This is a genomic window from Hydrogenophaga laconesensis, from assembly GCF_031457235.1.
In the GTDB taxonomy this organism is placed as follows: domain Bacteria; phylum Pseudomonadota; class Gammaproteobacteria; order Burkholderiales; family Burkholderiaceae_C; genus Hydrogenophaga; species Hydrogenophaga laconesensis.
The window spans coordinates 118879-144161 of record NZ_JAVDWE010000004.1 but is presented as its reverse complement, the minus strand read 5'-3'; the positions used below and the strand labels follow the sequence as shown (position 1 = coordinate 144161).

Annotated in this window: 22 protein-coding genes; 7 read left to right on the top strand and 15 right to left on the bottom strand. The window is 65.4% G+C overall.

Features of this window, described 5'->3' with window-relative positions; genetic code table 11:
- Positions 1 to 25: 25 nt before the first annotated feature.
- Genes pgsA through J2X09_RS09225 form a run of 3 tightly spaced genes read right to left on the bottom strand, consistent with a single transcriptional unit; the run spans position 26 to position 3770 of the window.
- Entirely contained in the window at positions 26 to 595 is a 570-nt protein-coding gene (pgsA, locus tag J2X09_RS09235; protein ID WP_204733174.1) for a CDP-diacylglycerol--glycerol-3-phosphate 3-phosphatidyltransferase, read from the bottom strand.
- Positions 596 to 641: 46 nt separating this feature from the next.
- Positions 642 to 2687 (bottom strand): excinuclease ABC subunit UvrC, encoded by a 2046-nt coding sequence (gene uvrC, locus J2X09_RS09230; protein ID WP_204733175.1) that lies wholly within the window; start codon positions 2685 to 2687, stop codon positions 642 to 644.
- Positions 2688 to 2735: 48 nt separating this feature from the next.
- On the bottom strand, positions 2736 to 3770 hold the full coding sequence (locus J2X09_RS09225; RefSeq protein ID WP_204733176.1) for a dienelactone hydrolase family protein: 1035 nt from the start codon (positions 3768 to 3770) through the stop codon (positions 2736 to 2738).
- A gap of 104 nt (positions 3771 to 3874) precedes the next feature.
- Between J2X09_RS09225 and earP the strand changes: the two genes are divergently transcribed.
- The 4 genes from earP to J2X09_RS09205 all read left to right on the top strand — a co-directional run bounded on the left by earP (position 3875) and on the right by J2X09_RS09205 (position 7556).
- Positions 3875 to 4972, top strand: a complete 1098-nt coding sequence (earP, locus tag J2X09_RS09220; protein WP_204733177.1) for an elongation factor P maturation arginine rhamnosyltransferase EarP — start codon at positions 3875 to 3877, stop codon at positions 4970 to 4972.
- A gap of 153 nt (positions 4973 to 5125) precedes the next feature.
- Positions 5126 to 5680: an elongation factor P gene (gene efp, locus J2X09_RS09215; RefSeq protein ID WP_204733178.1), complete on the top strand. Its 555-nt coding sequence runs from the start codon at positions 5126 to 5128 to the stop codon at positions 5678 to 5680.
- A gap of 82 nt (positions 5681 to 5762) precedes the next feature.
- Positions 5763 to 6641, top strand: a complete 879-nt coding sequence (locus tag J2X09_RS09210; RefSeq protein ID WP_310308053.1) for an AEC family transporter — start codon at positions 5763 to 5765, stop codon at positions 6639 to 6641.
- A 45-nt stretch (positions 6642 to 6686) separates the two neighbouring features.
- A complete protein-coding gene (locus tag J2X09_RS09205; RefSeq protein WP_204733179.1) occupies positions 6687 to 7556 on the top strand; it encodes an LOG family protein in 870 nt (289 codons plus the stop codon).
- A gap of 61 nt (positions 7557 to 7617) precedes the next feature.
- On the opposite strand, the gene J2X09_RS09200 is transcribed toward J2X09_RS09205, so the two are convergent.
- The 3 genes from J2X09_RS09200 to J2X09_RS09190 are packed head-to-tail and all read right to left on the bottom strand — an operon-like array spanning position 7618 to position 13612.
- Positions 7618 to 9153: an efflux transporter outer membrane subunit gene (locus J2X09_RS09200; RefSeq protein WP_310308051.1), complete on the bottom strand. Its 1536-nt coding sequence runs from the start codon at positions 9151 to 9153 to the stop codon at positions 7618 to 7620.
- Position 9154: 1 nt separating this feature from the next.
- The gene (locus J2X09_RS09195) at positions 9155 to 12319 is read right to left on the bottom strand and encodes an efflux RND transporter permease subunit (protein ID WP_204733180.1); all 3165 of its coding nucleotides are present in this window, start codon (positions 12317 to 12319) and stop codon (positions 9155 to 9157) included.
- 12 nt (positions 12320 to 12331) lie between these two features.
- The gene (locus J2X09_RS09190; RefSeq protein ID WP_204733181.1) at positions 12332 to 13612 is read right to left on the bottom strand and encodes an efflux RND transporter periplasmic adaptor subunit; all 1281 of its coding nucleotides are present in this window, start codon (positions 13610 to 13612) and stop codon (positions 12332 to 12334) included.
- Positions 13613 to 13764: 152 nt separating this feature from the next.
- On the opposite strand from J2X09_RS09190, the gene J2X09_RS09185 reads away from it, so the two are divergent.
- On the top strand, positions 13765 to 14448 hold the full coding sequence (locus J2X09_RS09185; protein ID WP_204733182.1) for a TetR family transcriptional regulator: 684 nt from the start codon (positions 13765 to 13767) through the stop codon (positions 14446 to 14448).
- Positions 14449 to 14451: 3 nt separating this feature from the next.
- Here J2X09_RS09185 and J2X09_RS09180 read toward each other — a convergent pair whose 3' ends face one another.
- The 8 genes from J2X09_RS09180 to J2X09_RS09145 all read right to left on the bottom strand — a co-directional run bounded on the left by J2X09_RS09180 (position 14452) and on the right by J2X09_RS09145 (position 22027).
- Positions 14452 to 15618, bottom strand: a complete 1167-nt coding sequence (locus tag J2X09_RS09180; RefSeq protein WP_204733308.1) for an MFS transporter — start codon at positions 15616 to 15618, stop codon at positions 14452 to 14454.
- Between the two features lie 8 nt (positions 15619 to 15626).
- Positions 15627 to 17015 (bottom strand): DNA recombination protein RmuC, encoded by a 1389-nt coding sequence (locus J2X09_RS09175; protein WP_204733309.1) that lies wholly within the window; start codon positions 17013 to 17015, stop codon positions 15627 to 15629.
- A gap of 10 nt (positions 17016 to 17025) precedes the next feature.
- Complete coding sequence (locus tag J2X09_RS09170) at positions 17026 to 18015, bottom strand: 2-hydroxyacid dehydrogenase (RefSeq protein ID WP_204733183.1); 990 nt, start codon at positions 18013 to 18015, stop codon at positions 17026 to 17028.
- 21 nt (positions 18016 to 18036) lie between these two features.
- A complete protein-coding gene (locus tag J2X09_RS09165) occupies positions 18037 to 19461 on the bottom strand; it encodes a sodium:proton antiporter (RefSeq protein WP_204733184.1) in 1425 nt (474 codons plus the stop codon).
- A 61-nt stretch (positions 19462 to 19522) separates the two neighbouring features.
- Positions 19523 to 19870, bottom strand: coding sequence for an FKBP-type peptidyl-prolyl cis-trans isomerase (locus J2X09_RS09160; RefSeq protein WP_204733185.1), 348 nt, complete (start codon positions 19868 to 19870; stop codon positions 19523 to 19525).
- Between the two features lie 35 nt (positions 19871 to 19905).
- Positions 19906 to 20628 carry a nitroreductase gene (locus J2X09_RS09155; protein ID WP_204733186.1) on the bottom strand — a complete coding sequence of 241 codons (723 nt, stop codon included), beginning with the start codon at positions 20626 to 20628 and terminating at the stop codon, positions 19906 to 19908.
- The gene (locus J2X09_RS09150) at positions 20625 to 21065 is read right to left on the bottom strand and encodes an acyl-CoA thioesterase (protein WP_204733187.1); all 441 of its coding nucleotides are present in this window, start codon (positions 21063 to 21065) and stop codon (positions 20625 to 20627) included. Before J2X09_RS09150 ends, J2X09_RS09155 begins: the two co-directional genes overlap by 4 nt.
- Positions 21062 to 22027 carry a histone deacetylase family protein gene (locus tag J2X09_RS09145; RefSeq protein ID WP_204733188.1) on the bottom strand — a complete coding sequence of 322 codons (966 nt, stop codon included), beginning with the start codon at positions 22025 to 22027 and terminating at the stop codon, positions 21062 to 21064. The genes J2X09_RS09150 and J2X09_RS09145 overlap by 4 nt, the downstream gene beginning before the upstream one ends.
- Positions 22028 to 22292: 265 nt before the next feature.
- Between J2X09_RS09145 and J2X09_RS09140 the strand changes: the two genes are divergently transcribed.
- A complete protein-coding gene (locus J2X09_RS09140; protein WP_204733310.1) occupies positions 22293 to 22835 on the top strand; it encodes a phasin family protein in 543 nt (180 codons plus the stop codon).
- A 201-nt stretch (positions 22836 to 23036) separates the two neighbouring features.
- Here J2X09_RS09140 and J2X09_RS09135 read toward each other — a convergent pair whose 3' ends face one another.
- Positions 23037 to 23981 (bottom strand): patatin-like phospholipase family protein, encoded by a 945-nt coding sequence (locus J2X09_RS09135; protein ID WP_310308043.1) that lies wholly within the window; start codon positions 23979 to 23981, stop codon positions 23037 to 23039.
- 92 nt (positions 23982 to 24073) lie between these two features.
- Between J2X09_RS09135 and J2X09_RS09130 the strand changes: the two genes are divergently transcribed.
- Positions 24074 to 25123: an extracellular solute-binding protein gene (locus J2X09_RS09130; RefSeq protein ID WP_204733190.1), complete on the top strand. Its 1050-nt coding sequence runs from the start codon at positions 24074 to 24076 to the stop codon at positions 25121 to 25123.
- Positions 25124 to 25283: the final 160 nt, after the last annotated feature.

The window sequence follows — 25283 nt, the reverse complement described above, 5'->3', positions numbered from 1 at the left end:
CGGGAACTCTTCGCGCCAGGCGCGTTCAGCGCGACTTGGCGCGGATTTCGGGGATGGCTTTCTGCAGGTAATACACCATGGACCAGATGGTCAGCACGGCGGAAATCCAGATCAGCCAGGTGCCCCACCGCTGCGTGTCGATCACCCCGAACAGCGTGCCGTGGAACAGCAGGAAAGGGATGGCGATCATCTGCACCATGGTCTTGACCTTGCCGACCATGTGCACAGCCACGCTCTTCGTCGCACCAATGATCGCCATCCATTCGCGCAGCGACGAGATGGCGATCTCGCGGCCAATGATGATGAGCGCGACAAACACGTCGGCACGCTCCAGGTGCACCAGCACCAGCAGGCTCGCGCAGACCAGGAACTTGTCGGCCACCGGATCGAGGAACGCCCCGAAGGCCGAGGTCTGGTTGAGCTTTCGGGCCAGGTAGCCATCGGCCCAGTCGGTCAGGGCGAACACGATGAACATGACCGTGGCGACCAGGTTCTGTTCGGCAACGCTCATGCTCTCCACATAGAACACGCCCACGATCAGCGGGATGGCGACGATGCGTGCCCAGGTGAGCAAGGTGGGAAGGTTGAAGAACATGGCGTGGATTATGCGTTGACCGTCGTGAAACCGCAGCCTCCGGTGTTCAGTGCAAGGCGCGGTAGATGGCATCGGCCAGTTCGGCCGAGATGCCTTCCACGGTGCAGAGATCGTCGACACTGGCCGACGCCACACCGCGCACGCCACCGAAACGCTGCAGCAGCCGTGCGCGTTTCTTGGGGCCGACGCCGGGGATGTCTTCCAGCCGGCTCCCACCGGTGCGCACCTTGGCGCGTTGCGCGCGCATGCCGGTGATGGCAAAGCGGTGGGCCTCGTCGCGTATCTGCGCCACCAGCATGAGTGCGGCGGAATCGTGCCCGAGGTAGACCTTCTCACGTCCGTCGGCGAACACCAGTTCCTCCAGGCCGACCTTGCGGCCCTCGCCCTTTTCCACACCGACGATGAGAGACAGGTCCAACCCGAGCTGTTCGAAGACCTCGCGCGCCATGCTCACCTGGCCTTTGCCACCGTCGACCAGCACGAGATCGGGCATGCGAGGCCCGGCCACCGACTCCACCGTGGGTTCCGTCGCCGCGGACTCCTCGGGTGCATCGCTGGCATCCACCGTTTCGGCAGGCAGGGGATCGGCTGTGCCCTCCTCCGCTCGCAAGGCTTCGGCGATCCGCCCGTACCGGCGCAGCAGCACCTGCCGCATGGCCGCGTAGTCATCGCCCGGTGTGATGCCGTCGATCTTGTAGCGGCGGTACTGGCTGTTCTGCATCTTGTGCCCCTCGAACACCACACACGATGCCTGCGTGGATTCGCCGGCGGTATGCGAAATGTCGAAGCACTCGATGCGCAGGGCATCGAGCTGGTCATCGGGCAGGTTCAGTGCGTCGGCCAGTGCGCGGGTCCGCGCCTGCTGGCTGCCTTCCTCGGCCAAAAGGCGCGCCAGCGCGATGTCGGCGTTCTTCTGCGCCATCTCCAGCCAGATGCGCCGGTGTTCGCGCGGGTTGTGAACGGCATTCACCTTCGCACCCGTCTGCTCGCTCAGCGCATCGAGCAGCGGCTTGCCCACCGGGTGGCTGGTCACCAGCGTGTGCGGCATGGCCACGCCAAGGTAGTGCTGGGCGATGAACGCCTCCAGCACCTGTACGGCCACACGCTCCGCCGGATCACCCGGCACCGGGGTTTCACCGCCTTCGTCAGCCAGCGCGTGATCGATGGCCGTGGCATCGTCCACGTGGGCGGGAAAGTACGGCCGGTCACCCAGATGGCGGCCACCACGGACCATGGCCAGGTTCACGCAGGCGCGGCCCCCATGCACCTTCACCGCGAGCACATCCACGTCTTTGTCCGAGACGGTGTCCATCGCCTGCTGGTGCAACACGCGCGAGAGCGCGCTCATCTGGTTGCGGATCACGGCGGCCTGCTCGAACTCCAGCTTTTCGGCGTGCGCGAGCATGCGCTGCTCCAGCGTGTCGAGCACGGCCTGGGTCTCACCGCGCAGGAAGCGTTCGGCATCGCGCACGTCTTGCGCGTAGACCTCGTGGTCGATCAGGTCGACACAGGGGCCGCTGCAGCGCTTGATCTGGTACAGCAGACAGGGCCGCGTGCGGTTGGCGAACACCGTGTCTTCACACGTGCGCAGGCGAAACACCTTCTGCAGCAGGGTGATGGACTCCTTCACGGCCCAGGCACTGGGGTACGGCCCGTAATAGCTGTGCCTGCGGTCCACCACACCCCGGTAGTAGGCCATGCGGGGAAAGGCAGACGAAGGCGAGAGGGGTTTGGCCGACGGCTTGAACAGCTCGCGCGTACCGGTGATCTTCAGATACGGATAGCTCTTGTCGTCGCGGAACAGGATGTTGAACTTCGGGTTCAACGTCTTGATGAGGTTGTTCTCCAGCAGCAGCGCTTCTGCCTCGGAGCGCACCACGGTGGTCTCCATGCGAACAATCTTGCCGACCATGTGGCCGATGCGCGTGCCGTCGTGGCTTTTCTGGAAATAGCTCGACACGCGCTTCTTGAGGTTGCGCGCCTTGCCCACGTAGAGCAGCTGGCCCTGGGCATCGAAGTAGCGGTACACGCCAGGCAGCCCTGGCAGGGCGGCCACTTCACTGAGCAGTTGTTCGGGATGCGTGTCGGACATGGGCGGGTATTGTCGCCCGGCCCTGCCATCCCCACCGACGTGATGGCCTCAGCGCGAACCGAGCGTCTTGCGGAAGAAGGCGAGGATGGCCTGGGCTGCCTTGTCGCGTGCGGCGGCGTCGCCTTGCACATGGGCACCCTGTGCGCTGCACGACTGCCTGGTGACAGCCTGGATGGCGTCGCCGATCAACCGCTGGCCGGTGCTGCGGTCGAACATCATCAGGCTGTCGATGTCGAATTCCAGCGGGCAGGTTTCCAGGGTCTTCTGCGCGCCACGGAGATTCAATCGGCGCGTGTCGTCCTGGTCAAACTTGTGCTGGGCGCCTTCGAGGGTGACGAACTCCACGGGCGTGCCCGCCTTCGCGATCCGGTCGGCGTACTCGCGGCAGGCGCCGATCGGCGTGTAATCGTCGGCGTCGCCATGCACCCACAACATCGGCGCACGGGTGGAAAACACCCCGGGTTTCACCACCAGCCGGAAAATGCCCACGCAACCGCCGGCGTACACAGGCACATGGGCGGCGAACCGCAGACCATTGGGCAGTTTTTGCGACGCCACGATGCGCTCGACCGCTGTGCGCCAGGCGGTGATGCCGCCGCGCGAGAACCCCATCACCGCGACGCGTGCCGGGTCGACACGCGGATGGCTGGCCACCAGGCGCAGCGCGGCGAAGGCGTCGGCGGTATCGGCGGTAAAAGGCACCTGCGACTGGTCATCCGCCGTGCTTTTCACCCCACGCGGGCCAAAGGAGTCGACCGCCAGCACCGCGATACCCGCCGCATTGAACTGCTTCGGCCAGTAGTCGAGCATCGCGTCGTAGATGCCACCAGAGCCATGGATCAGGATCACCGCCGGCCCACGGTCGTTTCCGGGGGGAAGGAACCAGTGTCCGACCGGTTGCGCCGGATCCCCCTGCCCGGGCCCTTTGAGCAGCTCCGGCAGGCTGCGAGGCGAACTGCTGGCGAACGCGTAGCGGCCCGTGGGCTGCCCCGCACTCATGTCAGTGATGAGTTCCTGGGCATGCAGTTGCGGCAGGGTCAGCGCCAGCGCGGCCAGCCAGGGCACGAAACGTTGCAGGGCCATGGTGCAAGTCTCCCGCGCCCGCAGCGCCCCGAAGGAGCTGGGCTACAGCGCCCGCAAACTGTAGCCCGTCCAACGGATGCCGCCAAGCCCCGACAATGGCTGGCATGCAATGGGACATCTTCTGCAGGGTGATCGACAACTTCGGCGACGCGGGTGTCTGCTGGCGGCTGGCTGCGGACCTGGCACGTCGGGGCGAGCAGGTTCGCTTGTGGATGGACGACCCACAGCCGCTGTCCTGGATGGCTCCCGGCGCGCTGCAAGGAGGCGTCAGCGGCATCGAGGTCTTGCTCTGGACCTCACCTCTACCTGCCGATCTGGCGGCCCCTCTGCCCGAGGCCGACGTGTGGATCGAAGCTTTCGGCTGTGAGCCACCGCCAGCGTGCGTCGCGGCAATGGGCGCGCGGGTGAACAGCGGTGCCCGTGCGCCGGTCTGGATCAACCTCGAGTACCTGAGCGCCGAGTCGTATGTGGAGCGCTCGCACCGCCTGCCGTCGCCCGTCATGAGCGGGCCGGCGCGCGGCCTCACCAAAGCCTTCTTCTACCCCGGGTTCACCGCCCGGACTGGTGGCCTGCTGCGAGAACCGGATGTGCTGGCGCGACAGGCCGCTTTCGATGCCGACCGCTGGCTGGACAGCATGCACATCAGCCGACAGCCCGGTTCGCGACGGGTCAGCCTCTTCTGCTACGAACCCGCCGCCATGGCCACTGTGCTGCAACAGGCCGGACAGGACGCCATCCCGAGCGACTGGCTGATCACGCCGGGAAGGGCCTGGCAGGCGGTGCAAGCCACGATCGACAGCCACGGGCAGCCGGGTCCGACCTGCCGGTTGCATGCCCTGCCCTGGCTTGGGCAACGCGAATTCGACCATCTCCTGTGGGCGTGCGACCTCAACTTCGTGCGTGGCGAGGATTCACTCACCCGCGCCCTCTGGACTGGCCGGCCGTTCGTGTGGCATATCTACCCACAGCACGACGACGCACACCACGCCAAGCTGGAAGCATTCCTCGACTGGCTGCAGGCACCGAGGTCCCTGCGGGATTTCCACCGCGCCTGGAACGGCATCGGTACGGCACAGGCGGTCTGGCCTGACGCGACGACGCTGGAGGACTGGCACGCCTGCGCAGGGGCCGCGCGCACGCGGCTGCTCGCGCAGCCCGATCTCTGCAGCCAGCTGATCGGTTTCGTGCAGGAAAAGCGATAAAATCCGAGGCTTTGCGGAAAAACCGGTCCCGGACCCGATTCCAGCCACCGACTCCGCCGGCCATCTGCCTCGCCGCTCAGATCGCAGCCCTCAGCTCGGCTTCCGGGTGTCCAGCCCGCACCGGAAGCAAGCGGCCCAACTGTTGGAACTCCTATGAAAATCGCTCAAGAACTCCGCGCCGGCAACGTCATCATGCACGGCAAGGACCCGATGATCGTCCTGAAAACCGAATACAGCCGTGGCGGCCGTGGCGCGGCCACCGTTCGCCTCAAGCTCAAGGCCCTGCTGAACAACATGGCGACCGAAGTCGTCTGCAAGGCCGACGACAAGATGGACCAGATCATCCTGGACAAGAAGGAGTGCACCTATTCCTACTTTGCCGACCCGATGTATGTCTGCATGGACGCCGAGTACAACCAGTACGAAGTGGAAGCAGAAAACATGGGCGATGCCCTGAACTACCTGGAAGACGGCATGGCTGTTGAAGTGGTGTTCTACGACGGCAAGGCCATCTCGGTCGAGCTGCCCACCAGCGTCGAGCGCGAGATCACCTGGACCGAGCCGGCCGTCAAGGGCGACACCTCGGGCAAGGTGCTCAAGCCCGCCAAGATCGCCACCGGTTTCGAAGTCGCCGTGCCGCTGTTCGTGGCACAGGGTGATCGCATCGAAATCGATACGCGCACCGGCGAATACCGCAAGCGCGTCTGAGCGACCTCCACGCCAGACTCGCGTTTGAAAAGGCTCCCGAGGGAGCCTTTTCGCTTTCCGAATCCCGCCCGATGCCACCCGCATGGAACTGATTGCCCGCGTTGCCGACGTCATCATCCCGGTGTTCCTCATCGTGGCCATCGGCTTCCTGTACGCGCGCCGGCAGGCACCGGACATGCTCACCTTCAACCGCATCGCGCTGGATGTGCTCGCGCCCATGCTGGTCTATTCCGCCCTGGCCTCGCGCGACTTCGTCATCGCCGACCACCTTGTCCTGCTCGCGGGTGGCACGGCGATCATTCTGGGCGGCGGGCTGCTGGCCTGGCCGCTCGCGCGCGCCATGGGTACACAGCCACGCACGCTGGTGCCGGTGGTGATGTTCAACCACTGCGGCAACATGGGGCTGCCGCTGGCGCTGCTGGCGTTCGGGCCGGCGCATTTCGGTGCCGCCGTGGCGCTGTTCTCTGTGAGCAACCTGCTGCATTTCTCACTCGGTGCACGCATCACCAGCCGCACGGCGCGCACGCGCGACCTCTTCACCAGCCCGCTGATGATCGCCACGGCCCTCGGGTTTGCCAGCGCGCTCACGGATGTGCGCCCGCCCGACGTCGTGCTCTCCGGGTTGAGACTGCTGGGCGATGCACTTCTGCCGATGATGCTGTTCGCGCTGGGCGTGCGGCTCACCTCATTGACGCGCAGCGGGCTGGCGCTGGGCCTGGCCGGTGCGCTGGCCCGGCCCCTCATTGGCCTGGCCATTGCGCTGCCGCTGGCCGGGGTGCTGGGCCTTGAGGGCGCAGCACGTGGACAGTTGCTGCTGTTCGCGGCCCTGCCTCCCGCCGTGATGCAGTTCATGCTGGCCGACCGTTACCACCAGGAGCCCGACAAGGTCGGTGCCATGATCATGCTCGGCAATGCGCTGGCTGTGGTCTTCGTGCCACTGGCACTGGCACTCGCCCTGTGAGCGGCATCATCCCCATCACATGACAACACCGAAGGAATCCACACCATGGAAGCCACCCAAGACCTGAACGAGCGCCGCCTGGCCGACGCCTGGGCCGATCTCCAGACACACGCCAATGAGGGCCTGCCTCTGCAGGCCGATGCCTATCGCCTGGCATTTGCCGACCCCGAATTCCTGCTTCGGCGCGAAACCCGCGGCATCCGCTTCCAGCTCGAGATGCTCAAGCCCGATCTGGCACAGCGCGATGCGGGCATCGAGAACACCATCGTGGTGTTCGGCAGCGCGCGCTTCCGCGAAGCCAGTGAGGCTCAGGAACAGCTGGTGCGCGCCGAGCGCAGTGGCGATGCCCGCGAGATCAAGCGTGCGAAAGCCTTGGTGCGCAATGCGCACTACTACCACCATGCCCGTGAATTCGCCCGCACCGTGGCGCGCTACAGCGCCCAGTGCGCCAAGGCCGAACAACTCTTCATCTGCACCGGCGGCGGCCCCGGCATCATGGAAGCGGCCAACCGGGGCGCCCACGACGAAGGCGCACCGACGGTGGGCCTGAACATCGCCCTGCCCCACGAGCAGGCGGCCAACCCCTACGTCTCACCCGATCTGAGCTTCAAGTTCCATTACTTCGCGCTGCGCAAGATGCACTTCATGATGCGCGCCAAGGCCCTGCTGGCCTTCCCCGGCGGCTTTGGCACGCTCGACGAACTGTTCGAGGTGATCACACTGGTGCAATGCAAGAAGTCCAAGCCGGTGCCCATCCTGCTGTTCGGGTCGGACTACTGGAAGCGCCTGATCAACCTGGAGGTGCTGGTCGAGGAAGGCACGATCTCGCCGGAAGACCTGGACCTGTTCAAGTACGTGGACGACCCGCAGACAGCGTGGGAGCACATCCTGCGCTTCTACGACTTGAAGGGATAACCCCCGCCGCGCTGCGCGCGTCCCCCCCTTCAGGGGGAAGCCGCGTCAGCGGCGCAGGGGGTCAATTCCATCCACCGCCCAGAGCCTTGTAAAGGTTCACCTGGTTCTGCTGCTGCGCCAATCGCGTCTGCGCCAACGCCTGCTGGGTGGCGAAGAGTGAGCGCTGCGCGTCCAGCACGTCAAGGAAGCTGGCCACACCATTGCGGTAACGCAATTCAGCCAGGCGGAAACGTTCGGCTTCGGCGGTGGCCTGCAGCTGTTGCGCACTCAGCTGGTCGCCCAGCGTTGCGCTGCCCGCCAGCGCGTCCGCGACTTCGCGGAACGCGGTCTGGATCGCCTTCTCGTATTGGGCGATGGCGATGTCGCGTCCCGCGTTCGCCGAATCCAGGTTGGCACGGTTGCGCCCCGCGTCGAAGATGGGCAGCAATGCCTGAGGGGCCAGTGTGAAGCCCCAGGAACCGTCCTTGAACAAGCCCGAAAGGCTGCTGCTTGCGGTACCTGCACTCGCAGTGAGCGAGATGCGCGGGAAGAACGCGGCACGCGCGGCGCCGATGTTGGCGTTGGCGGCGATCAGTTGCTGCTCGGCCTGACGGATGTCGGCGCGGCGGATGAGCAGGTCGGACGGAAGACCGGCCGGCACCTCGCGCAGCATCGAAGCCGCAGGCACGGGCGCGTTGGGTACGGCCACACCATTGGCCGCCGTGTTCTGGGCGGGCATGGTCGGTGGCACAGGCAGCAGGTTGGCCGGCGGGGTCTGCCCCACCAGCAACGTCAGCGCATTGATATCCAGCGCACGCAGGCGCCGCTGCTGGGCCAGCGCCGACTGCGCCGCCGCGGTCAGCGATTCGGCCTGGCGAAGATCCAGCGCGGACGTGGCGCCGTTGTCAAAGCGCAGTTTGCTCAGGCGAAGCGAGTCTTCCCGTGTGGCCACAGTGCGCTCGGTCAATGCCAGCAGTTCGTCGTTGGCCTGCAGGCTCAGCCAAGTGCTGGCCACGGCCGCCACCAGGCTGGTCTGCGCGGCATGGCGTGCCTCCTGGCTCGCAAGGTATTGCGCCAGAGCCGCCTCTTTCAGGCTGCCGAGACGGCCGAAGAAGTCGATCTCCCAGCTGCTGAGCGCCAGGCCGACACTGTAGGTGCTCTGGATACCGCCCGTGCCATCGGGCTGGCGGTTGCCGCTCGCAGCCAGGCCGATGGTCGGGAACTGGTCGGCGCGACGGATCTGGTACTGCGCGCGCACCTGCTCGATGTTGAGCGTGGCCACGCGCAGGTCCCGGTTGTTCTTCAGCGCCAGCGCGATCAGCTCGCGCAGACGTCCGTCGCCCACGAACTCACGCCAGGCGATATCGGCACCCGATGGCACACCGGCGGCGGCGGCCGGCGCCAGCGCAGGGTACTGCGCCTCCACCGGTGCAGCAGGACGCTCGTACTTCGGCGTCAGCGAGCAAGCCGACAGCGCTGCCACAGCCAGCGCACTCAGCGCCAGCCGCACCGCGCGGCGAGGTGAGATATCCAGTGCGTTGGCGGAACTGGCTTCGCCAGGCCGCACAACGCGCGCCCTGGGAGGGGTGACGCCAAAGGCGGCGCGGGGGGGGGTCATGTCATACATCGATCTGCACTCCTGGGCCATGGTGGGCGGCGGCCTGCTCGGCATCGCGCCGGCGCTGGCGCTCGCTGCCCTTGAACATCGAACGCACGACCACGAAGAAGATGGGCACGAACACGACCGCGAGCACGGTGCCGGTGAGCATGCCGCCGATCACGCCCGTACCGATGGCGCGCTGGCTTGCCGAGCCAGCGCCCGAAGCGATGGCCAGCGGCAGCACACCCAGCGTGAATGCCATGGAGGTCATGATGATGGGGCGGAAGCGGATGTGGGCCGCTTCCAGTGCCGCCGCGATCACGCTCTTGCCCTGCGCCTGCAGGTCCTTGGCGAACTCGATGATCAGAATCGCGTTCTTCGCTGACAGGCCGATGATGGTGATCAGCCCCACCTGGAAGTACACGTCGTTCGAGTAATTGCGCAACAGCGTGGCCAGCAGCACACCGAGCACGCCCAGCGGCACCACCAGAATCACCGCCATCGGAATGGTCCAGCTTTCGTACAGCGCGGCCAGGCAGAGGAACACCGCCAGGATCGCGAAGGCATACAGGATGATGGCCTGCGAACCCGCGAGCTTTTCCTCACGCGTCTGGCCGGTCCATTCGTAGCCGATACCCTGAGGCAGCTGAGCGGCGAGTTTCTCCATCTCGGCAATGGCTGCGCCGGTACTGAAACCAGGCGCCGCACTGCCGCTGATGCGCATGGACGGATAGCCGTTGTACCGCACGGTCTGCATCGGGCCCGTGATCCAGTGCGTGCTGGCGAACGCCGACAACGGTACCGCCTGGCCCTTGCTGTTGATCACGTTCAGCCGCATCAGGTCCTCGGGCTGCATGCGTGCCGGCGCATCGGCCTGCACCACCACGCGCTGCAGGCGGCCCGCGTTCGGGAAGTCGTTCACATAGCTCGAACCCAAAGCGGTGCCGATCGCAGCGTTGATGGCGTCAAAGCCCACACCCAGCGCATTGGCCTTGTCCCGGTCGATGTCGATCTGCAGTTGCGGTGCATCCTCCAGACCGTCCGGGCGCACCTGAGTGACGACCTTGCTCTGGGAAGCCATGCCCAGCAACTGGTTGCGTGCATTCAGCAGGGCCTCGCGGCCCAGGCCACCACGGTCCTGCAGACGGAAGTTGAAGCCGGAAGACGCACCCAGTTCGGGGATGGGGGGAGGACTCAGCGGATAGATGAAGGCATCGCGGATACCGGAAAGCGCCCCGAACGCGCGGCCTGCCAATGCTTCGGCAGAACTGCCAGGGGCATGGCGTTCGGCCCAATCCTTCAGCGTGACGAAGGCGAGTGCGGCGTTCTGGCCCTGGCCCGAGAAGCTGAAGCCCAGCACGCCCACCATGCTCTGCACCTCGGGCTGCTTGAGGATGAAATCTTCCACCCCCTTCATCACTTCGAGCGTGCGCTCTTGCGTGGCACCCGGCGGCAATTGCACGTTCACCAGCATCGTGCCCTGGTCTTCGTTCGGCAGGAACGAGGTGGGCAGACGCATGTAGACCACGACGGCGGCAGCCACGATGGCGACGTAGATGATCAGCGTTCGACCGGCGCGCGGCAGCAGCGCGGCCACGCCGCTTTCGTAACGCTTGGCGGTGCGCGAGAAGCCCCGGTTGAACCACCCGAAGAATCCCTTCTTCTCGTGGTGGTGACCCGCCTCGACCGGCTTGAGCAGCGTCGCACACAGCGCCGGCGTGAGCGACAGCGCCATGAACGCCGAGAACGCGATGGACACACCCATCACCGCCGAGAACTGTCGATAGATGTTGCCCACGGAACCTGCGAAGAACGCCAGCGGCACGAACACCGAGATCAGCACCACGGTCACACCGACGATGGCACCCGATATCTGTGACATGGCCTTGCGTGTGGCCTCGAGAGGAGGAAGCCCCTCCTCGCTCATGATGCGCTCGACGTTCTCCACCACGACGATGGCATCGTCCACCACGATGCCGATGACCAGCACCATGCCGAACATGGTCAGCACGTTGATGGAGAAGCCCATGGCCAGCAGCACCGCAAACGTACCCAGCAGGGCCACCGGCACCACGATGGTCGGGATGATGGTGTAGCGGAAGTTCTGCAGGAACAGGAACATCACCAGGAACACCAGCAGCATGGCCTCACCCAGGGTCTGTGCGACCTGCTGGATCGAGATCTTCACGAAACGAGAGCTGTCGTAGGGAATCGACCAGCTCATGCCCTTGGGAAAGAAGCGCTCGAGTTCCGCCATCTTCTCGCGCACCACGTTCGCTGTGGCCAGCGCGTTGCCACTGGGCGACAGCTGCACGCCGATACCAACGGCCGGCTGACCGTTCAACCGCGCCGAGGTGGCATAGGCCTGGCCACCCAGTTCGATACGGGCCACGTCCTTCAGGCGCACGGTGGCGCCATCGGCACTGGCGCGCAGCACGATGTTGCCAAACTGCTCGACAGTACCGAGCTGACCATTGACCACCACCGTGGCCGCAATGCTCTGTCCACCCACGTTGGGCAGCGCGCCGATCTCACCAGCCGACACCTGGGCGTTCTGTGCGCGGATGGCGTTGTTGACATCGGCCGCGCTCAGGTTGAAGCCCAGCAGCTTGGCCGGATCGATCCAGACGCGCATGGCGCGCTCCGTGCCGAACAGCTGCGCCTGGCCCACACCGGGCAGGCGCTGCAACTCGGGCACGACGCTGCGCGACGCGTAGTCACCCAGCGCCACCGGATCCCAGGCGGGATCGTCGCTGGACAGCATGGTGAACAGCAGGAAGTTGCTGCGCGACTTGTCCACCCGCACGCCCTGCTGCGTCACCGCCGCAGGCAGGCGTGGCGTGGCGCGCGAGAGCCGGTTCTGCACGTCCACCTGGGCCAGATCGGCGTTGGTGCCGGTCTCGAAGCTCAATGTGATGCTGCCGGAGCCGTCGGCCTGAGCCACCGACTCCATATAGATCAGCCCGGGTGAGCCGTTCATTTCGCGCTCGATCACCGAGAGCACGCTGTCCTCCAGCGTGGCGGCCGAAGCGCCAGGATAGGCGGCATTGATGACGATCGCCGGAGGCGCCACCGGCGGGTACTGCGCGATGGGCAGCTGCGTGATGGCCACACCGCCCATCACCATGATGAAGAGCGCGATCACCCACGCAAAGATGGGCCGGTCAATAAAGAACTTCGCCATGTCGGGCGCCCCTTACTTCGCGGTCTCGGTGGCCGGCGCCGAAGCCGCTGGCGCTGCCGGTGCGGCTGGCGCACTGCCGGGTTTCTGCCAGGGCACCGCCTTCACCGGCGTACCGGGCGGCATCATCTGCAGCTTCTGGAAACCGTCGACCATGATCTGCTCACCGGCCTTCACGCCGTCGAGGATGACCCACTGGCCGTTCTGCTGCCCCCCCACCTTCACCTGACGCGAGGCGATCTTGCCGTCGGCGCCGACGACCGACACCGTGTCGCCCTGTGCCGAGCGCGTGACCGCCTGCTGCGGCAACGTGATCGCATTGCCGGCCATGGCCTGCTCCAGGCGCACACGCACATACACGCCGGGCAGCAGTGTGCCCTTGGGGTTCGGCACTTCAGCGCGCAGCGTCACCTGACCCGTCGCGCTGTCGACCGTGAGGTCGGAGAACAGCAGGCGGCCGGGTTGCTCATAGACACTGCCGTCTTCCAGGATGACCTGCACAGATGCTGCCTGCGCACCGGCACCCTTGAGCTGGCCGTTGTCCATCGCCTTGCGCAACCTGAACACCTCGGCCGCGGACTGCGTGAAGTTCACATACATGGGATTGATCTGCTGGATCACGGCGAGCTGCGTGGCTTCGCCCTGCCCCACCAGCGCACCTTCCGTCACCAGCGCGCGGCCGATGCGGCCTGAGATGGGTGCGGTCACGCGGGCGTAACCCAGGTTGATGTTGGCGGTCTGCACCGCGGCCTTGCCGGCAGCCACATCCGCTTCGGCCTGTTTCTGCGACGCCACGGCGGTGGCGTACTCCTGCTGGCTGATGGCGTTTTCCTTCACCAGCGGTGCGTAGCGATCGGCCAACGCCGTGGCCTGCGTGAGGTTCGCCTGCGAACGGGCCAGGCTGGCCTGGGCGCTCTGGAGCGCGGCGGAATACGGCGCGGGGTCGATGCGGAACAGTGGCTGCCCCGCCTTCACGTCGCTGCCTTCGCGGAACAGGCGCTCCTGCAGGATACCGGCGGCGCGTGCCCGCACCTGCGCGACGCGCGAGGCTTCCAGGCGGCCCGGCAATTCGGTCGTCAGGCCCACGTCGCCCAGGGCCACGGTGACCACACCCACTTCGGGCGCGGGCATGCCGCCCCCCGCAGCGGCCGCTGCGGGTGCTTCAGACTTGCCGCAGGCGGCAAGCACCGCGGCAAAGGCCAGCACAGACAAACCTTGCAACAGACGGGCCGGGGACGGAGAGGCAGACCGGGTGCGCGAAACGGGCGCGGACTTGATAGGGCTCAAGGCAGGCATGGGAGTCCTTGGGTATGAAGAGGGAGAAACGGCAACTGCAGGGAATACCCTAGCAGCTTGTGCTGTCGCAAAGCGGCAAAGTATACATACATACAAGAATGTATGTATAGTCCTCCGAATTCCCAAGGGCTTCCATTCTGGAGACACACACCATGGTTCGACGCACCAAAGCCGATGCGCTGGCAACGCGCAACAGTCTGCTGGATGCTGCCGAGCATTTGTTTCAGGAGCGCGGCGTCTCGCGCACCTCGCTCAACGACATCGCCACCGCCGCTGGCACCACCCGAGGCGCGATCTACTGGCACTTCAAGGACAAGGCCGACCTGTTCAACGCCATGATGGAACGCGTGACCATGCCGCTGGAAGGCACGCTGGCCTGCACCGCGCGCGCAGCCGATGCCGCCGCCGCCCCCCTGCTCTCCCTGCGCGACTCGATGATGAGCGCGCTGCGGCAGACCGCCACCGACGAACAGACACGCCGCGTGTTCGAGGTGGCCACCCACAAGGTCGAATACGTGAGCGAAATGCAGGCCGTGCGCGACCGCCACCTGCAAGTGCGCAACGAGTGCATGACGATGACCGAGGAGATCCTGCAGCAGGCCGTGGCACGCGAGGGTGTTCGACTCAAAGTGTCGATCGCCACCGCCGCTCTGGGCCTGCACGTGATCATGGACGGTCTGATCCAGAACTGGCTGCTCGAGCCAGACGCGTTCGATCTGGTCGAGAGCGGTCGGGACACAATGGACGTGTATCTGGCCGGCCTGGGCTTCAACGTGCCTGCTGGCCAGCACGTGCAATCGGTGGGCACCCCCGACTGCAAGCTCGCAGCGGCCTGAGCGTCAGGACACGCGCTGCGGCGCTTCGGGCGCTGGTGCCGGCAAGCGCCACGCCAGCGGCGACCCCAGACCCACCACGGCGCCGACCAGCCAGAACACGGCACCGACACCAATCAGCGTGCCGGCCGAGCCGAACATCAGAGGCATGACAACACTGGAGCCGTTGATGGCCATGGCACGCAGGCCCAGCGCCTCGCCATGGCGGTGGTGCGGTGTCATCTGGTGCAGCGAACTCATGATCATGGGTTGCACCGAACCCAGCGCGAAACCCAGCAGCACCGACAGAATGCCCATCGCCCAGGCAGCGTGCACGAAGGGATAGGCGGCGAACAGCAAGGCTGTAGCCACCATGGCCGAACCGATCACCACCGACTCGCGCAGGTGCGACGCCAGCAACGGCATGAGCAGGCGGATGGCGGTGGCGGCGAGCGCGAAGGCACCGAGAATGGTGCCGATCACGGTGGCGCTCAGGCCGCGCTCGTGACCCAGCACCGGCACGAGAAAGGTGTGCACGTCCCAGCAGGACGACAACATCCAGTTGATCATCATCAGCTGACGGAAACCCTTGTCCTTCAGCAGGTTCCACGAGGAGCCGCTGGTCTGCCGCAACTCCGGCGCCACAGGCTCATGTTCGACGGTGTGCCGCACCCAGAACCAGGCCAGCGAGGGCAACAGCGCGAGCAGCAGGAAGGCCGCGCGAAAACCGAAGATGTCGATCATCAAGCCCGCAGTGAACGGCCCGAGGAAGTTGGAGATCGACGGGCCGATGGCCATCCAGCTGAACACCTGCTTGAGCTCGGTGGGGCCATGGGCCAGGCGGCCCACGTGACGCTGCAGGGCGATCATGGCCATGCCGGTGGCCGCGCCGCAGGTCAGTGCCGTCAGGCAAAGCACGGGGAACACGGGGAACGCAACAGCCAGGGCTGCACCCGTCATCGCCACGCCGACCGACAGTTTCACAGGCTTTTTGAGGCCGCGCCGGTCGGCGTAGCGTCCGGCCGGCAAGGCCATGAACACCGGAGCCAGCGCAAACAGCGCGAGCAACACGCCAACGGCCACCGGGCTGTAACCCTCGCGCAGCGCCATCAGTGGCGCGGCCATGCGAAAGCCGGTCATGCAGGCATGCAGGCAGATCTGCGCCGCAATGAGGCGTGCCAGGACGAACCGCAGACCGGGGCTCAAGCGTCTCCGTTGTCGTTGGGGTCCAGCGGCAGCAGCGCGCTGGCCTGGTCCTGGGGCAGCGCTTCCACCGCCTTGAGCGCACGGCCCATCGCGCGGCTGCGCGTCTCCGCGCTGTCCAGTGTGTTGAGCACGGTCTGGGTCTGGCTCTTGACGCGCGCGAGCACGTCGCCGAACTTGCCGAACTCGGTCTTGACCGCGCCCAGCACCTGCCACACTTCGCTGGAACGCTTCTCCAGCGCCAGCGTGCGAAAGCCCATCTGCAACGAATTGAGCATGGCCATGAGCGTGGTCGGCCCGGCCAGCGTCACCCGGTGCTCGCGCTGCAGCAGCTCCATGAGACCCGGACGGCGCAGCACCTCGGCGTACAGCCCTTCAGTCGGCAGGAACAGGATGGCGAAATCCGTGGTGTGCGGCGGCTGCAGGTATTTGTCGGCCATGGACTTTGCCTCCAGCCGGACGCGCTGCTCCAGCCCACGCGCGGCCATCTCGGCACCCTCCACGTCGGCGCGCTGCTGCGCGTCGAGCAGGCGCTCATAGTCCTCGTTCGGGAACTTGGCATCGATGGGCAGCCAGCACGGGGAACCGTCCTCGCTGCGGCCGGGCATCTTGATGGCGAAGTCGACCGTGAACCGGCTGCCCGGCTTGGTCATCACCTGCACCGCGTACTGATCGGGTGCGAACACCTGTTCGAGCAGCGCCGCCAGCTGGGCTTCGCCGAACATGCCGCGTGTCTTCACATTGGTCAGCAGGTGTTTGAGGTCGCCCACGCCTTGCGCCAGCGTCTGCATTTCACCCAGGCCCTTGTGGACCTGCTCCAGGCGGTCGGCCACCTGCTTGAAGCTCTCGCCCAGGCGCGCCTGCAATGTGCTCTGGAGCTTCTCGTCGACCGTGGCACGCATCTCATCGAGCTTGGCGGCGTTATTCTGCTGCAGTTGCGCCAGCTGGGCATCGAGCGTGGTGCGGATCTCGGCCAGCCGGCGCGCGTTGCCTTCGCTCATGTCCTGCAGCTGGCGCGTGAGCGTGTCGCCCAGCGTGCCGCGCAATTGCACCAGCTGCAAGGCAAAGGCGTCCAGCTGTGCGTTCTGCGTGCGCGTGGCCTCGGCCTCCTGGCGCGAGAGTGTCTCCTGGAAGGTGGCGAGCGTCTGCTGCATTTCCTGCCGGCCGCCACGCGACTGCTCGCTGATCTCGCGGCGCAGCTCGCTCTCCACGTGTTCCACGCGCTGCCCCACCAGTTGCGCCTGCTGCTGCATCTGGCTGAGCAGGCGTTCCCGGTGGACCAGTTCCTGCGGGTCCACCGTCTGGCGCCGCAAGAGCAGCCACACGGCCAGCACCAGATTGAGCGCCACCCCGATCAGCAGAAGCCAGGAAAGCCCGTCGTTGTTCATCGCCATCCGTTCAGCGCTTGCCCGCCACTTCAGGGTTGAGCGGGGTGACGGTCTTGCCTTCGGTGAGATAGGCAATCACGTTGTCCGCTGCGAGATGCGCCATGGCCTTTCGGGTGGCGATAGTGGCGCTGGCGATGTGCGGGGTGAGCACGATGTTGGGTACGGCGAGCAGGTCGGGATGAACCCTGGGCTCGCCCTCGAACACGTCCAGCCCGGCGGCGGCAATGCGCTTCTCGCGCAGCGCAGCGGCCAGGGCCGCGTCGTCCACGATGCCACCGCGTGCGATGTTGACCAGGGTGGCCGTCGGCTTCATCTGGGCGATCTCGGTCGCTCCGATCGCGTGGTGCGACGAAGCGCTGTAAGGCAGCACGAGGATCAGGTGATCCGACGTCTTCAGCAATTCTTCCTTGCTCACATAGCGCGCCTTGCATTCGGCCTCCGTGGTGGCGTCCAGCTGCGAGCGGTTGTGATAGATCACGTTCATGTTGAAGCCATGTGCGCCACGCCGGGCAATGGCCTGGCCAATGCGGCCCATGCCCAGAATGCCCAGCGTGCTGCCGTTGACCTCGGCGCCAGCGAACATGTCCAGTGCCCAGCGGTTCCACTGGCCGGCGCGCAGGAAATGCTCGCTCTCAGTAAGGCGCCGCGCGGTGGCCAGCAGCAGCGCGAAACCGAAATCCGCCGTCGTTTCGGTGAGCACGTCCGGCGTGTTGCTGGCCAGAATGCCGGCCGCGGTGATGGCCGGCAGATCGAAGTTGTTGTAGCCCACTGCGATGTTGGCCACGATCCTGAGTTGCGGGCAGGCGGTGACCAGCGCGGCATCGACGCGCTCGCTGCCGGTGGTGATCACGCCGACCTTGCCCTGCAGTCTCGCCACCAGTTGCGCGGCATCCAGCGGCGCGTCGTCCTCGTTGGTGTCGACATCGAAGTGCTGCCGCAGCTTGTCCACCACTTCGGGGAAGACTTGGCGGGCAACCAGGATGGAGGGACGGGAGGTCATCGGTAAGTTTCCTTGTGTGGGTCAGACAAACCAGATCCAGGTCATCAGCGCGAACAGCGGCACCAGAATGCCAACCGACCAGAGCATGTAACCGAAAAAGCTGGGCATGCGGATGCCGCGATCCTCGGCAATTGCCTTCACCATGAGGTTGGGCGCATTGCCGATGTATGTGTTGGCGCCCATGAACACGGCACCGGCGGAAATCGCCACCAGCACGGGCGCCAGGGTGGTCATGAGCATCTGCGGGTCACCGCCAGCGGTGTTGAAGAACACCAGGTACGTGGGTGCATTGTCCAGGAAGGAGCTCAGTGCACCCGTGGCCCAGAAATACATCGCGGGATTGGGTGATCCATCGGCATTCGTCACCGCGCGCACCACGGCGCCGAACGGGCCCTCCACGCCAGCCTTGAGCATGGCGATCACCGGGACGATGGTCAGGAAGATGGCGGCGAACAGCTTGGCCACCTCCTGCATCGGCCCCCATGAAAACTGGTTGTTCTCGTGCACGCGGGCCGGCGTCAGCTTCAGCGAGACCAGGGTGACCGCGATCAGCCCCAGGTCGCGCAACAGGCCTGGCAGGCCCACCTCGGTGCCGGCGATGTCGAACTCCACCGTCGACTTCCACAGGCCGCTCATGAGCACCAGCGCGACCACCGCGCCGAGCAGGACGAAATTCACCCCGCCATCGAAGCCCACGCGTGCGGTATCGGGCGTCGGGTCCAGCGGGCGGATCTCTTCGCGCCGGTGGTAGTACCACCAGTCGATGGCATAGAAGAGCACGAGCAGCGTGCCGATGAGGAACAGGGCCTGCCCCCACAGGTGGGACATGGTCCAGAAGAAGTCCACACCCTTGAGGAAGCCCAGGAACAGCGGCGGATCGCCCAGCGGCGTGAGCGCACCACCAGCGTTCGACACGATGAAGATGAAGAACACGACCACATGCACCTGGTGCCTGCGGTTGTCGTTGGCGCGAATCAGCGGGCGAATCAACAGCATCGACGCGCCCGTGGTGCCCATGAAGCTGGCCAGCACCGCGCCCACGGCGAGCAAACCTGTGTTCAACGCCGGGCTGCCATGCAGGTTGCCACGCACGAAAATGCCGCCGGCCACGGTGAACAGCGCCGTGAGCAGAATGATGAAGGGCACGTACTCCGCCAGCAGCGCGTGCACCACACTCGCACCCGCCACGCCGGGTCCCATCACCACCGCGAAAGGCACGAGGAAAGCCAGCGCCCAGGCCGCCGACACTTTCCCGAAATGGTGGTGCCAGAACGCCGGGGCCAGCAAGGGCACCAGCGCGATCGACAGCAGCACACCAGCGAACGGCACACCCCACCACACCGAGAGTTGGCTGCCATCGAGTTCAGCGGCTTGCGCCAGACCCGGCATCAGGCCGAGCGCCAGAATCGCGGCCAGACCCGCCTGGCGCGAAGTGGTTGGTGTCATGTTGTCTCCGTTCGCGCCTTCGCCGGGCGCTGAATGGCGCCCGCGTGAGGCGCCGTGCACTTCAGACCGCCAGGAGGTCGACTTCGAACAGCAGTGTGGCGTTGGGAGGGATCACGCCACCGGCACCACGCGCGCCGTAACCCAGCGCGGCAGGAATCACCAGGCGGCGCGTGCCACCGACGGCCATGCCCTGCACCCCTTCATCCCAGCCTTTGATGACGTGTCCCGCGCCCAGCGGGAACTCGAATGGCTGGCCACGGTCCTTGCTCGAGTCGAATTTGGCCCCCTGGACGCCATCGTTGTAGAGCCAGCCGGTGTAGTGCACCTGCACCGGGCGTCCGGCCTTGGCCACTTCGCCGTTGCCGACCACGGTGTCTTCGTACTGCAGGCCGCTGGGGGTGGTGATCATGATCTTGTCCTTTGAATGAGAAATGGAACCGGCGATTATTCCAGCCAGCGGGTGAAGCTCTCGACGGTTTCGCGCGGCGTGTGAAATCCATTGACCCGGTCGTTCGGGTCGGCGTAGCCCAGCGCCATGCCGCAGACCAGCATTTCATTCTCGCCGGCACCGATGTGCGGCAGGATGATCTTCGCAAATCCGTTCCATGCCGCTTGAGGGCAGGTGTGCAGGCCGTGGCCGCGCGCGGCGACCATGATCGTCTGCAGGAACATGCCGTAATCCACCAGCGAGCCCCGCCCCATGATGCGATCCAACGTGAACATCAGACCCACGGGCGCGTCGAAAAGGCGGAAGTTGCGCTGGTGCTGCGCGTGCATCTTGTCCTTGTCGCCCTTGGTGATGCCCAGCAGGCCGTACAGGCTCCAGCCGTTCTCCCGGCGGCGATCAATGTAGGGACTGACCCATTTTTCCGGGTAGTAGTCGTACTCTTCCTTGTACACGGCGGCCAGCGATGGATCGGCACGCAGCGCATCGTGGGCCGCGCACACCTTCTCCACCAGACCATCGCGGCTCGCGCCCTGCAGCACGTAAACCTTCCAGGGCTGCGTGTTCGTGCCCGAAGGTGAACGGGCGGCCAGTCGCAGCAGGTGTTCGATCGTGGCGCGTGGCACCGGGTCGGGCAGGAACGCACGCACGGACATGCGGCTGTTGATCGCGGCATCAACGCTGGCAGCGTCGATGACGGACGTCGCGGGGTTCTGGCTCATTGCAAGGTCTCCAGGGTTTTCTTCAGGATGTCCGGCAGGGGCACTGGCCGACGGGTCTGGCGGTTCACATACACATGCACGAAGTGACCACAGGCCGCCGCAAGGTCTTCACCCTCGGCGAACAGGCCGACCTCATAACGCACGCTGGAACTGCCCAGGTGCGCCACGCGCAGGCCAGCCCAGACGGTCTGCGGAAAAGCCAGTGGCGCGAAATAGTTGCACTGCGTCTCGATCACCAGGCCGATCACCTCGCCACCGTGGATGTCGAGCGCGCCCTGCTCGATCAGGTGCGCATTGACCGCCGTGTCGAACCAGCTGTAGTAGACGACGTTGTTGACGTGGCCATAGACGTCATTGTCGCTCCAGCGCGTACCGATGGCGCGGAATGCGCGGTAGGCGCTGCGGGGCAAGGCTTGGGGGCGCGTGCTGGTGTTCATGCCGCGGCATTGTGCCAGTGGGTTGACCCGGCAACTGTCCCGCGCGCGGGCGCCATCACGGCCCAGTGGCTGGCGTACTCCAATGCGGTGCGGTAGGTGTTGACTTGCACCTGCACCGTGGCTTCGGGGTCGTGGCCATAACCGCCACCCATGGCGAACGCCAGCGGCAAACGCCGTTGCCAGGCCCAGTCCATCACCCGGCGGTCTCTCGCTTCCAGGCCATCGAAACTGAGCTTCAGGCGCCCAAGCCGGTCACCTTCGTGAGGATCAGCACCCGCCAGGTACAACACCAGGTCTGGTTCGAAGCGCCGCTCCAGCTCGTCGAGCGCGCGTTCCAACGCCTCCAGATACTCAACGTCGGCGCAACCGTCGGGCAGCTCCACGTCGAGATCGCTGGGCTCCTTGCGGAATGGGAAGTTTCTGGCACCGTGCAAGGACAGGGTGAACACCGTGGGGTCATGCGCGAAGATCGCTGCCGTGCCATTGCCCTGGTGCACATCCAGGTCGATGATCGCAACGCGCAAGCCGGGTGCCTCGCTCTGCATCAGGCGTGCCGCCACGGCGAAATCGTTGAACACGCAGAACCCGCTGCCCTTGTCGGCGTACGCGTGGTGCGTTCCTCCCGCCAGATTGGCAGCCAGCCATCCCCCGCTCAAGGCACTGCGGCACGCCTGCAAGGTGGCGCCCACCGAGCGACGGGCCCGTTCGGCCATCGCCGGGCTCCAGGGAAAGCCAATTTCGCGCTGTGCCGCCGCACTCAGGCTGCCCGTGGCCACCGCGTCGATGTAACTCAAGGCGTGCACCAGCGCCAGTTCATCCCGGCTGGCTGGCAACGCTTCCTGCATCTTCACCTCGGGCAATTCGGCGAGCAACCGCTGGCGCAGCCGCGCGTACTTCCCCATGGGAAAACGGTGTCCTTCGGGCAAAGGCAGAACGAAGTGGTCAGCGTAGAAGGCTTGCACGGACAAAGGAGGAAGTGGGCGGTTGCCCGGGCTGGCCCATTGTGGACGCAGGGCGAAACCTCAGTGGCGGCAACGAGTTTTAGAACCCGGTGTCTAGAATGTTGCAGCGCAACAAAAAACGCTTGCATGGCTGCGGGTTATCCCTATAATTCAAACCATGTTGCAGCGCAGCAAAACGAACAAAAAACAACAGCGTCCAGACAGCGCGTGTTCTCCGCAGCCTTCAACTAAGCCCTGTTTTCTACAAAGTTTAGGAGTATTGAATATGTTGACCGCTGAACAAATCGTTGCCGCCCAGAAAGCCAACATCGAAACCCTTTTCGGCCTGACCCAGAAAGCCTTCGAAGGCGTGGAAAAGCTGGTCGATCTGAACGTGCAAGCCACCAAGGCCGCCCTGTCCGAATCCGCCAACAGCGCCCAGGCTTTGCTGAGCGTGAAGGACGCACAGGAACTGCTGTCCCTGCAAGCCAACCTGATGCAGCCCCTGGCTGAAAAGACCGTGGCTTACAGCCGCCACCTGTACGACATCGCCGCCGGTACTGGCGCCGAGTTCGGCAAGGCCGCTGAAGCGCAGGCCAGCGACACCCAGAAGAAGTTTCTGGCTGTCGTGGACAACGCCGCCAAGAATGCGCCCGCCGGTTCCGAAACCGCCGTCGCCGTGATGAAGAGCGCCGTTTCCGCCGCCAACAACGCCATGGAATCGGTTCAGAAGGCTGTGAAGCAAGCCACCGAAATGGCCGAAGCCAACTTCAACACCGTGACCGCCTCGGCCGTGAACGCGACCAAGACGGCCGCCAAGAAGCGCTGAACATCACCGCGATCGTGCCGTTGATCGGCCCACCCGACACACGTCAAAAGGGCCCATCTAGTATCAAGTCACGACGCGCTAGCCCTCTACAAAGGCAGCGCTTGGATCTCAAGTCTGTTTTTCTGGTTGTCTCCTCGGGTCCTTTTCGAAATTCGGTTTCATCGGACCCCTTAAGCCCTCACTGCAAGGTGGGGGCTTTTTTTATGGCCGGTTGGCGGGCAAACGCCGGGCCAACTGGCTGCGCAATTGCGGCAGGGCGGCCTGCATGGCCGCCCGACCCGCTTCAATCGAGCGCAGCCGTGCCGTGAAGTCGGCACTGCCGACCCCGCTCAAGGCCGGGCGCAACACCACATCGGCGCCCGCAAGTTCGTGGCGGTTGATGCTCTGCCCCATGATGGCGAAGGTCTGCAACAGCACCTGCACACTGCCGACCGCCGAATTGCCCTCGGGTGCACTGGAAATGTCCACCGCCAGCACGACCTCGGCCCCCATGTCCCGGGCATGGCGCACCGGCACTGGCGCCACGAGTCCCCCATCAACGTAATCGCGCCCCGCGATGTGCACGGGCGCGAACACGCCAGGCACGGCACTGGAGGCGCGAACCGCCTGGGCTGTGTCGCCCCTGCGGAACAACACGCCCTGCCCTGTGGCCAGATCGGTGGCCAGCACGCCCAGCGGGATCTGCATGCTCTCCATCAACTTGCCTCCCACCGCCTGGCGCATATAGCGGGTGAGCGCCTCCCCCCTCAGCACGCCACGACCCAGGATGGGCAACGACCAGTCGGTCAGGGTCGCCTCCTCCATGCTGAGGGCGGTCGCCTCGAGCTCGGCGGCCGTTTTGCCGCTAGCGTACATGGCCGCGACCATGCTTCCCGCCGAAGTACCGACGACGAAATCTGGCCGGATGCCGTTCTGCTCCAACACCTGGATCACCCCCACATGGGCGAAACCCCGGGCGGCACCACCGCCCAGCGCCAGGCCCAGACGAAGCGCCCGCGTGGCGGGCTCGGGGGTCACCGTGGGCGGCAACGTGTGGGTCGGGGGTTCGGGCACCCGCACCGGGGTGCTGCCGCAAGCGGCCAGCAGAAGTGCCAGGGCAATGGGTGCCATCCGTGGAAACCATGCCACCGATTTCTTAAGTGTCATTAAGAACCATTCTCGTCCGTGTTAGCATCCGCGCAATTATCCCCGGTGGCATCTGCGCGGCGGCTGACCGCCCTTCTCTCAGAAAGAAACTCATGAAACACGCGCTCAAACTCTCACTGGTGCTGGCTGCCATCGCCCTGGGTTCCCAGACCCAGGCTATCGCCCAGGACAAGGTGCTCAACCTGTATTCGGCCCGGCACTACCAGACCGACGAGGCCATGTACGACACCTTCACCCGGACCACCGGCATCAAGATCAACCGAGTGGACGCGGACGACGCCGGCATCATCGCGCGCCTGCGCGCCGAAGGTGCCGCCTCGCCCGCCGACGTGATCATGCTGGTGGATGCAGCCCGTCTGGCCGTGGCCGACGCCCAAGGCCTGTTCCAGCCCATCAAGTCCGCCAAGCTGGACGAAACGATTCCCGCCAACCTGCGCGCCACCGCCACCGCCGACGGCGTGACCTGGACCGGTTTCTCGACCCGCGCCCGCGTGGTGGTGTACGACCCAGCCCGCGTTAAGGCAGAGGATGTGGCGACCTACGAACAGCTGGCCGATCCCAAGCTCAAAGGCATGGTCTGCACGCGTTCTGGTTCGCACCCCTACAACCTGTCGCTGTTCGCCACCGTGGTCGAGCGCCTGGGCGACCAGAAGGGCGAAGCCTGGCTCAAGGGTCTGGTGGACAACATGGCGCGCGCACCCAAGGGTGGTGACACCGATCAGATCAAGGGCGTGGCTTCCGGTGAATGCGGCATCGGCCTGACCAACACCTACTACATCGCCCGTCTGATCAAGTCGGACAAGCCGGAAGACAAGGCCGTGATGAGCAAGGTGCGCGTGATGTTCCCGAACCAGGGCACCAGCGGCACGCACGTCAACATCGCTGGCGCGGCCGTGGCCAAACACGCCAAGAACCGCGAAAACGCCATCGCTTTCATGGAGTTCCTCTCCAGCCCCTACGCGCAGGACTACTTCGCGAACGGCAACAACGAATTCCCGGCCGCCAAGGGCCTCAAGATTGACAACCCGGCCATCAAGGCCATGGGTGGTGACCACTTCAAGGCCGAAACCGTGCCGCTGGGCAGCGTGGCCAAAAACCTGACGAAAGTCCAGCAGATGCTGGATCGGGTCGGCTACAAGTAAAACCACCCCCGCGCCGGTCCGATGCTCGGACCGTCACCCCCTCAAGGGGGCAATGCCTGCGGACCGGCGAAGCCGGATCCGCGGCGTTTCTGGATGGGGGCACTGGCACGCCGCCGTACGCTAAAAAAGAAAGCCCTCGGCATTCACCGAGGGCTTTCTT

What these genes read in the sequence shown, in the direction of transcription:
- uvrC (WP_204733175.1), bottom strand. Translation starts at nt 2,687, where the DNA reads ATGTCCGACACGCATCCCGAACAACTGCTCAGTGAAGTGGCCGCCCTG.
- J2X09_RS09140 (WP_204733310.1), top strand. Translation starts at nt 22,293, where the DNA reads ATGTTGACCGCTGAACAAATCGTTGCCGCCCAGAAAGCCAACATCGAA.
- J2X09_RS09175 (WP_204733309.1), bottom strand. Translation starts at nt 17,015, where the DNA reads ATGAACAACGACGGGCTTTCCTGGCTTCTGCTGATCGGGGTGGCGCTC.
- J2X09_RS09205 (WP_204733179.1), top strand. Translation starts at nt 6,687, where the DNA reads ATGGAAGCCACCCAAGACCTGAACGAGCGCCGCCTGGCCGACGCCTGG.
- J2X09_RS09200 (WP_310308051.1), bottom strand. Translation starts at nt 9,153, where the DNA reads ATGACCCCCCCCCGCGCCGCCTTTGGCGTCACCCCTCCCAGGGCGCGC.
- J2X09_RS09135 (WP_310308043.1), bottom strand. Translation starts at nt 23,981, where the DNA reads ATGACACTTAAGAAATCGGTGGCATGGTTTCCACGGATGGCACCCATT.
- pgsA (WP_204733174.1), bottom strand. Translation starts at nt 595, where the DNA reads ATGTTCTTCAACCTTCCCACCTTGCTCACCTGGGCACGCATCGTCGCC.
- J2X09_RS09225 (WP_204733176.1), bottom strand. Translation starts at nt 3,770, where the DNA reads ATGGCCCTGCAACGTTTCGTGCCCTGGCTGGCCGCGCTGGCGCTGACC.
- J2X09_RS09185 (WP_204733182.1), top strand. Translation starts at nt 13,765, where the DNA reads ATGGTTCGACGCACCAAAGCCGATGCGCTGGCAACGCGCAACAGTCTG.
- J2X09_RS09155 (WP_204733186.1), bottom strand. Translation starts at nt 20,628, where the DNA reads ATGAGCCAGAACCCCGCGACGTCCGTCATCGACGCTGCCAGCGTTGAT.
- J2X09_RS09170 (WP_204733183.1), bottom strand. Translation starts at nt 18,015, where the DNA reads ATGACCTCCCGTCCCTCCATCCTGGTTGCCCGCCAAGTCTTCCCCGAA.
- J2X09_RS09150 (WP_204733187.1), bottom strand. Translation starts at nt 21,065, where the DNA reads ATGAACACCAGCACGCGCCCCCAAGCCTTGCCCCGCAGCGCCTACCGC.
- J2X09_RS09210 (WP_310308053.1), top strand. Translation starts at nt 5,763, where the DNA reads ATGGAACTGATTGCCCGCGTTGCCGACGTCATCATCCCGGTGTTCCTC.
- J2X09_RS09195 (WP_204733180.1), bottom strand. Translation starts at nt 12,319, where the DNA reads ATGGCGAAGTTCTTTATTGACCGGCCCATCTTTGCGTGGGTGATCGCG.
- J2X09_RS09165 (WP_204733184.1), bottom strand. Translation starts at nt 19,461, where the DNA reads ATGACACCAACCACTTCGCGCCAGGCGGGTCTGGCCGCGATTCTGGCG.
- J2X09_RS09160 (WP_204733185.1), bottom strand. Translation starts at nt 19,870, where the DNA reads ATGATCACCACCCCCAGCGGCCTGCAGTACGAAGACACCGTGGTCGGC.
- earP (WP_204733177.1), top strand. Translation starts at nt 3,875, where the DNA reads ATGCAATGGGACATCTTCTGCAGGGTGATCGACAACTTCGGCGACGCG.
- efp (WP_204733178.1), top strand. Translation starts at nt 5,126, where the DNA reads ATGAAAATCGCTCAAGAACTCCGCGCCGGCAACGTCATCATGCACGGC.
- J2X09_RS09130 (WP_204733190.1), top strand. Translation starts at nt 24,074, where the DNA reads ATGAAACACGCGCTCAAACTCTCACTGGTGCTGGCTGCCATCGCCCTG.
- J2X09_RS09190 (WP_204733181.1), bottom strand. Translation starts at nt 13,612, where the DNA reads ATGCCTGCCTTGAGCCCTATCAAGTCCGCGCCCGTTTCGCGCACCCGG.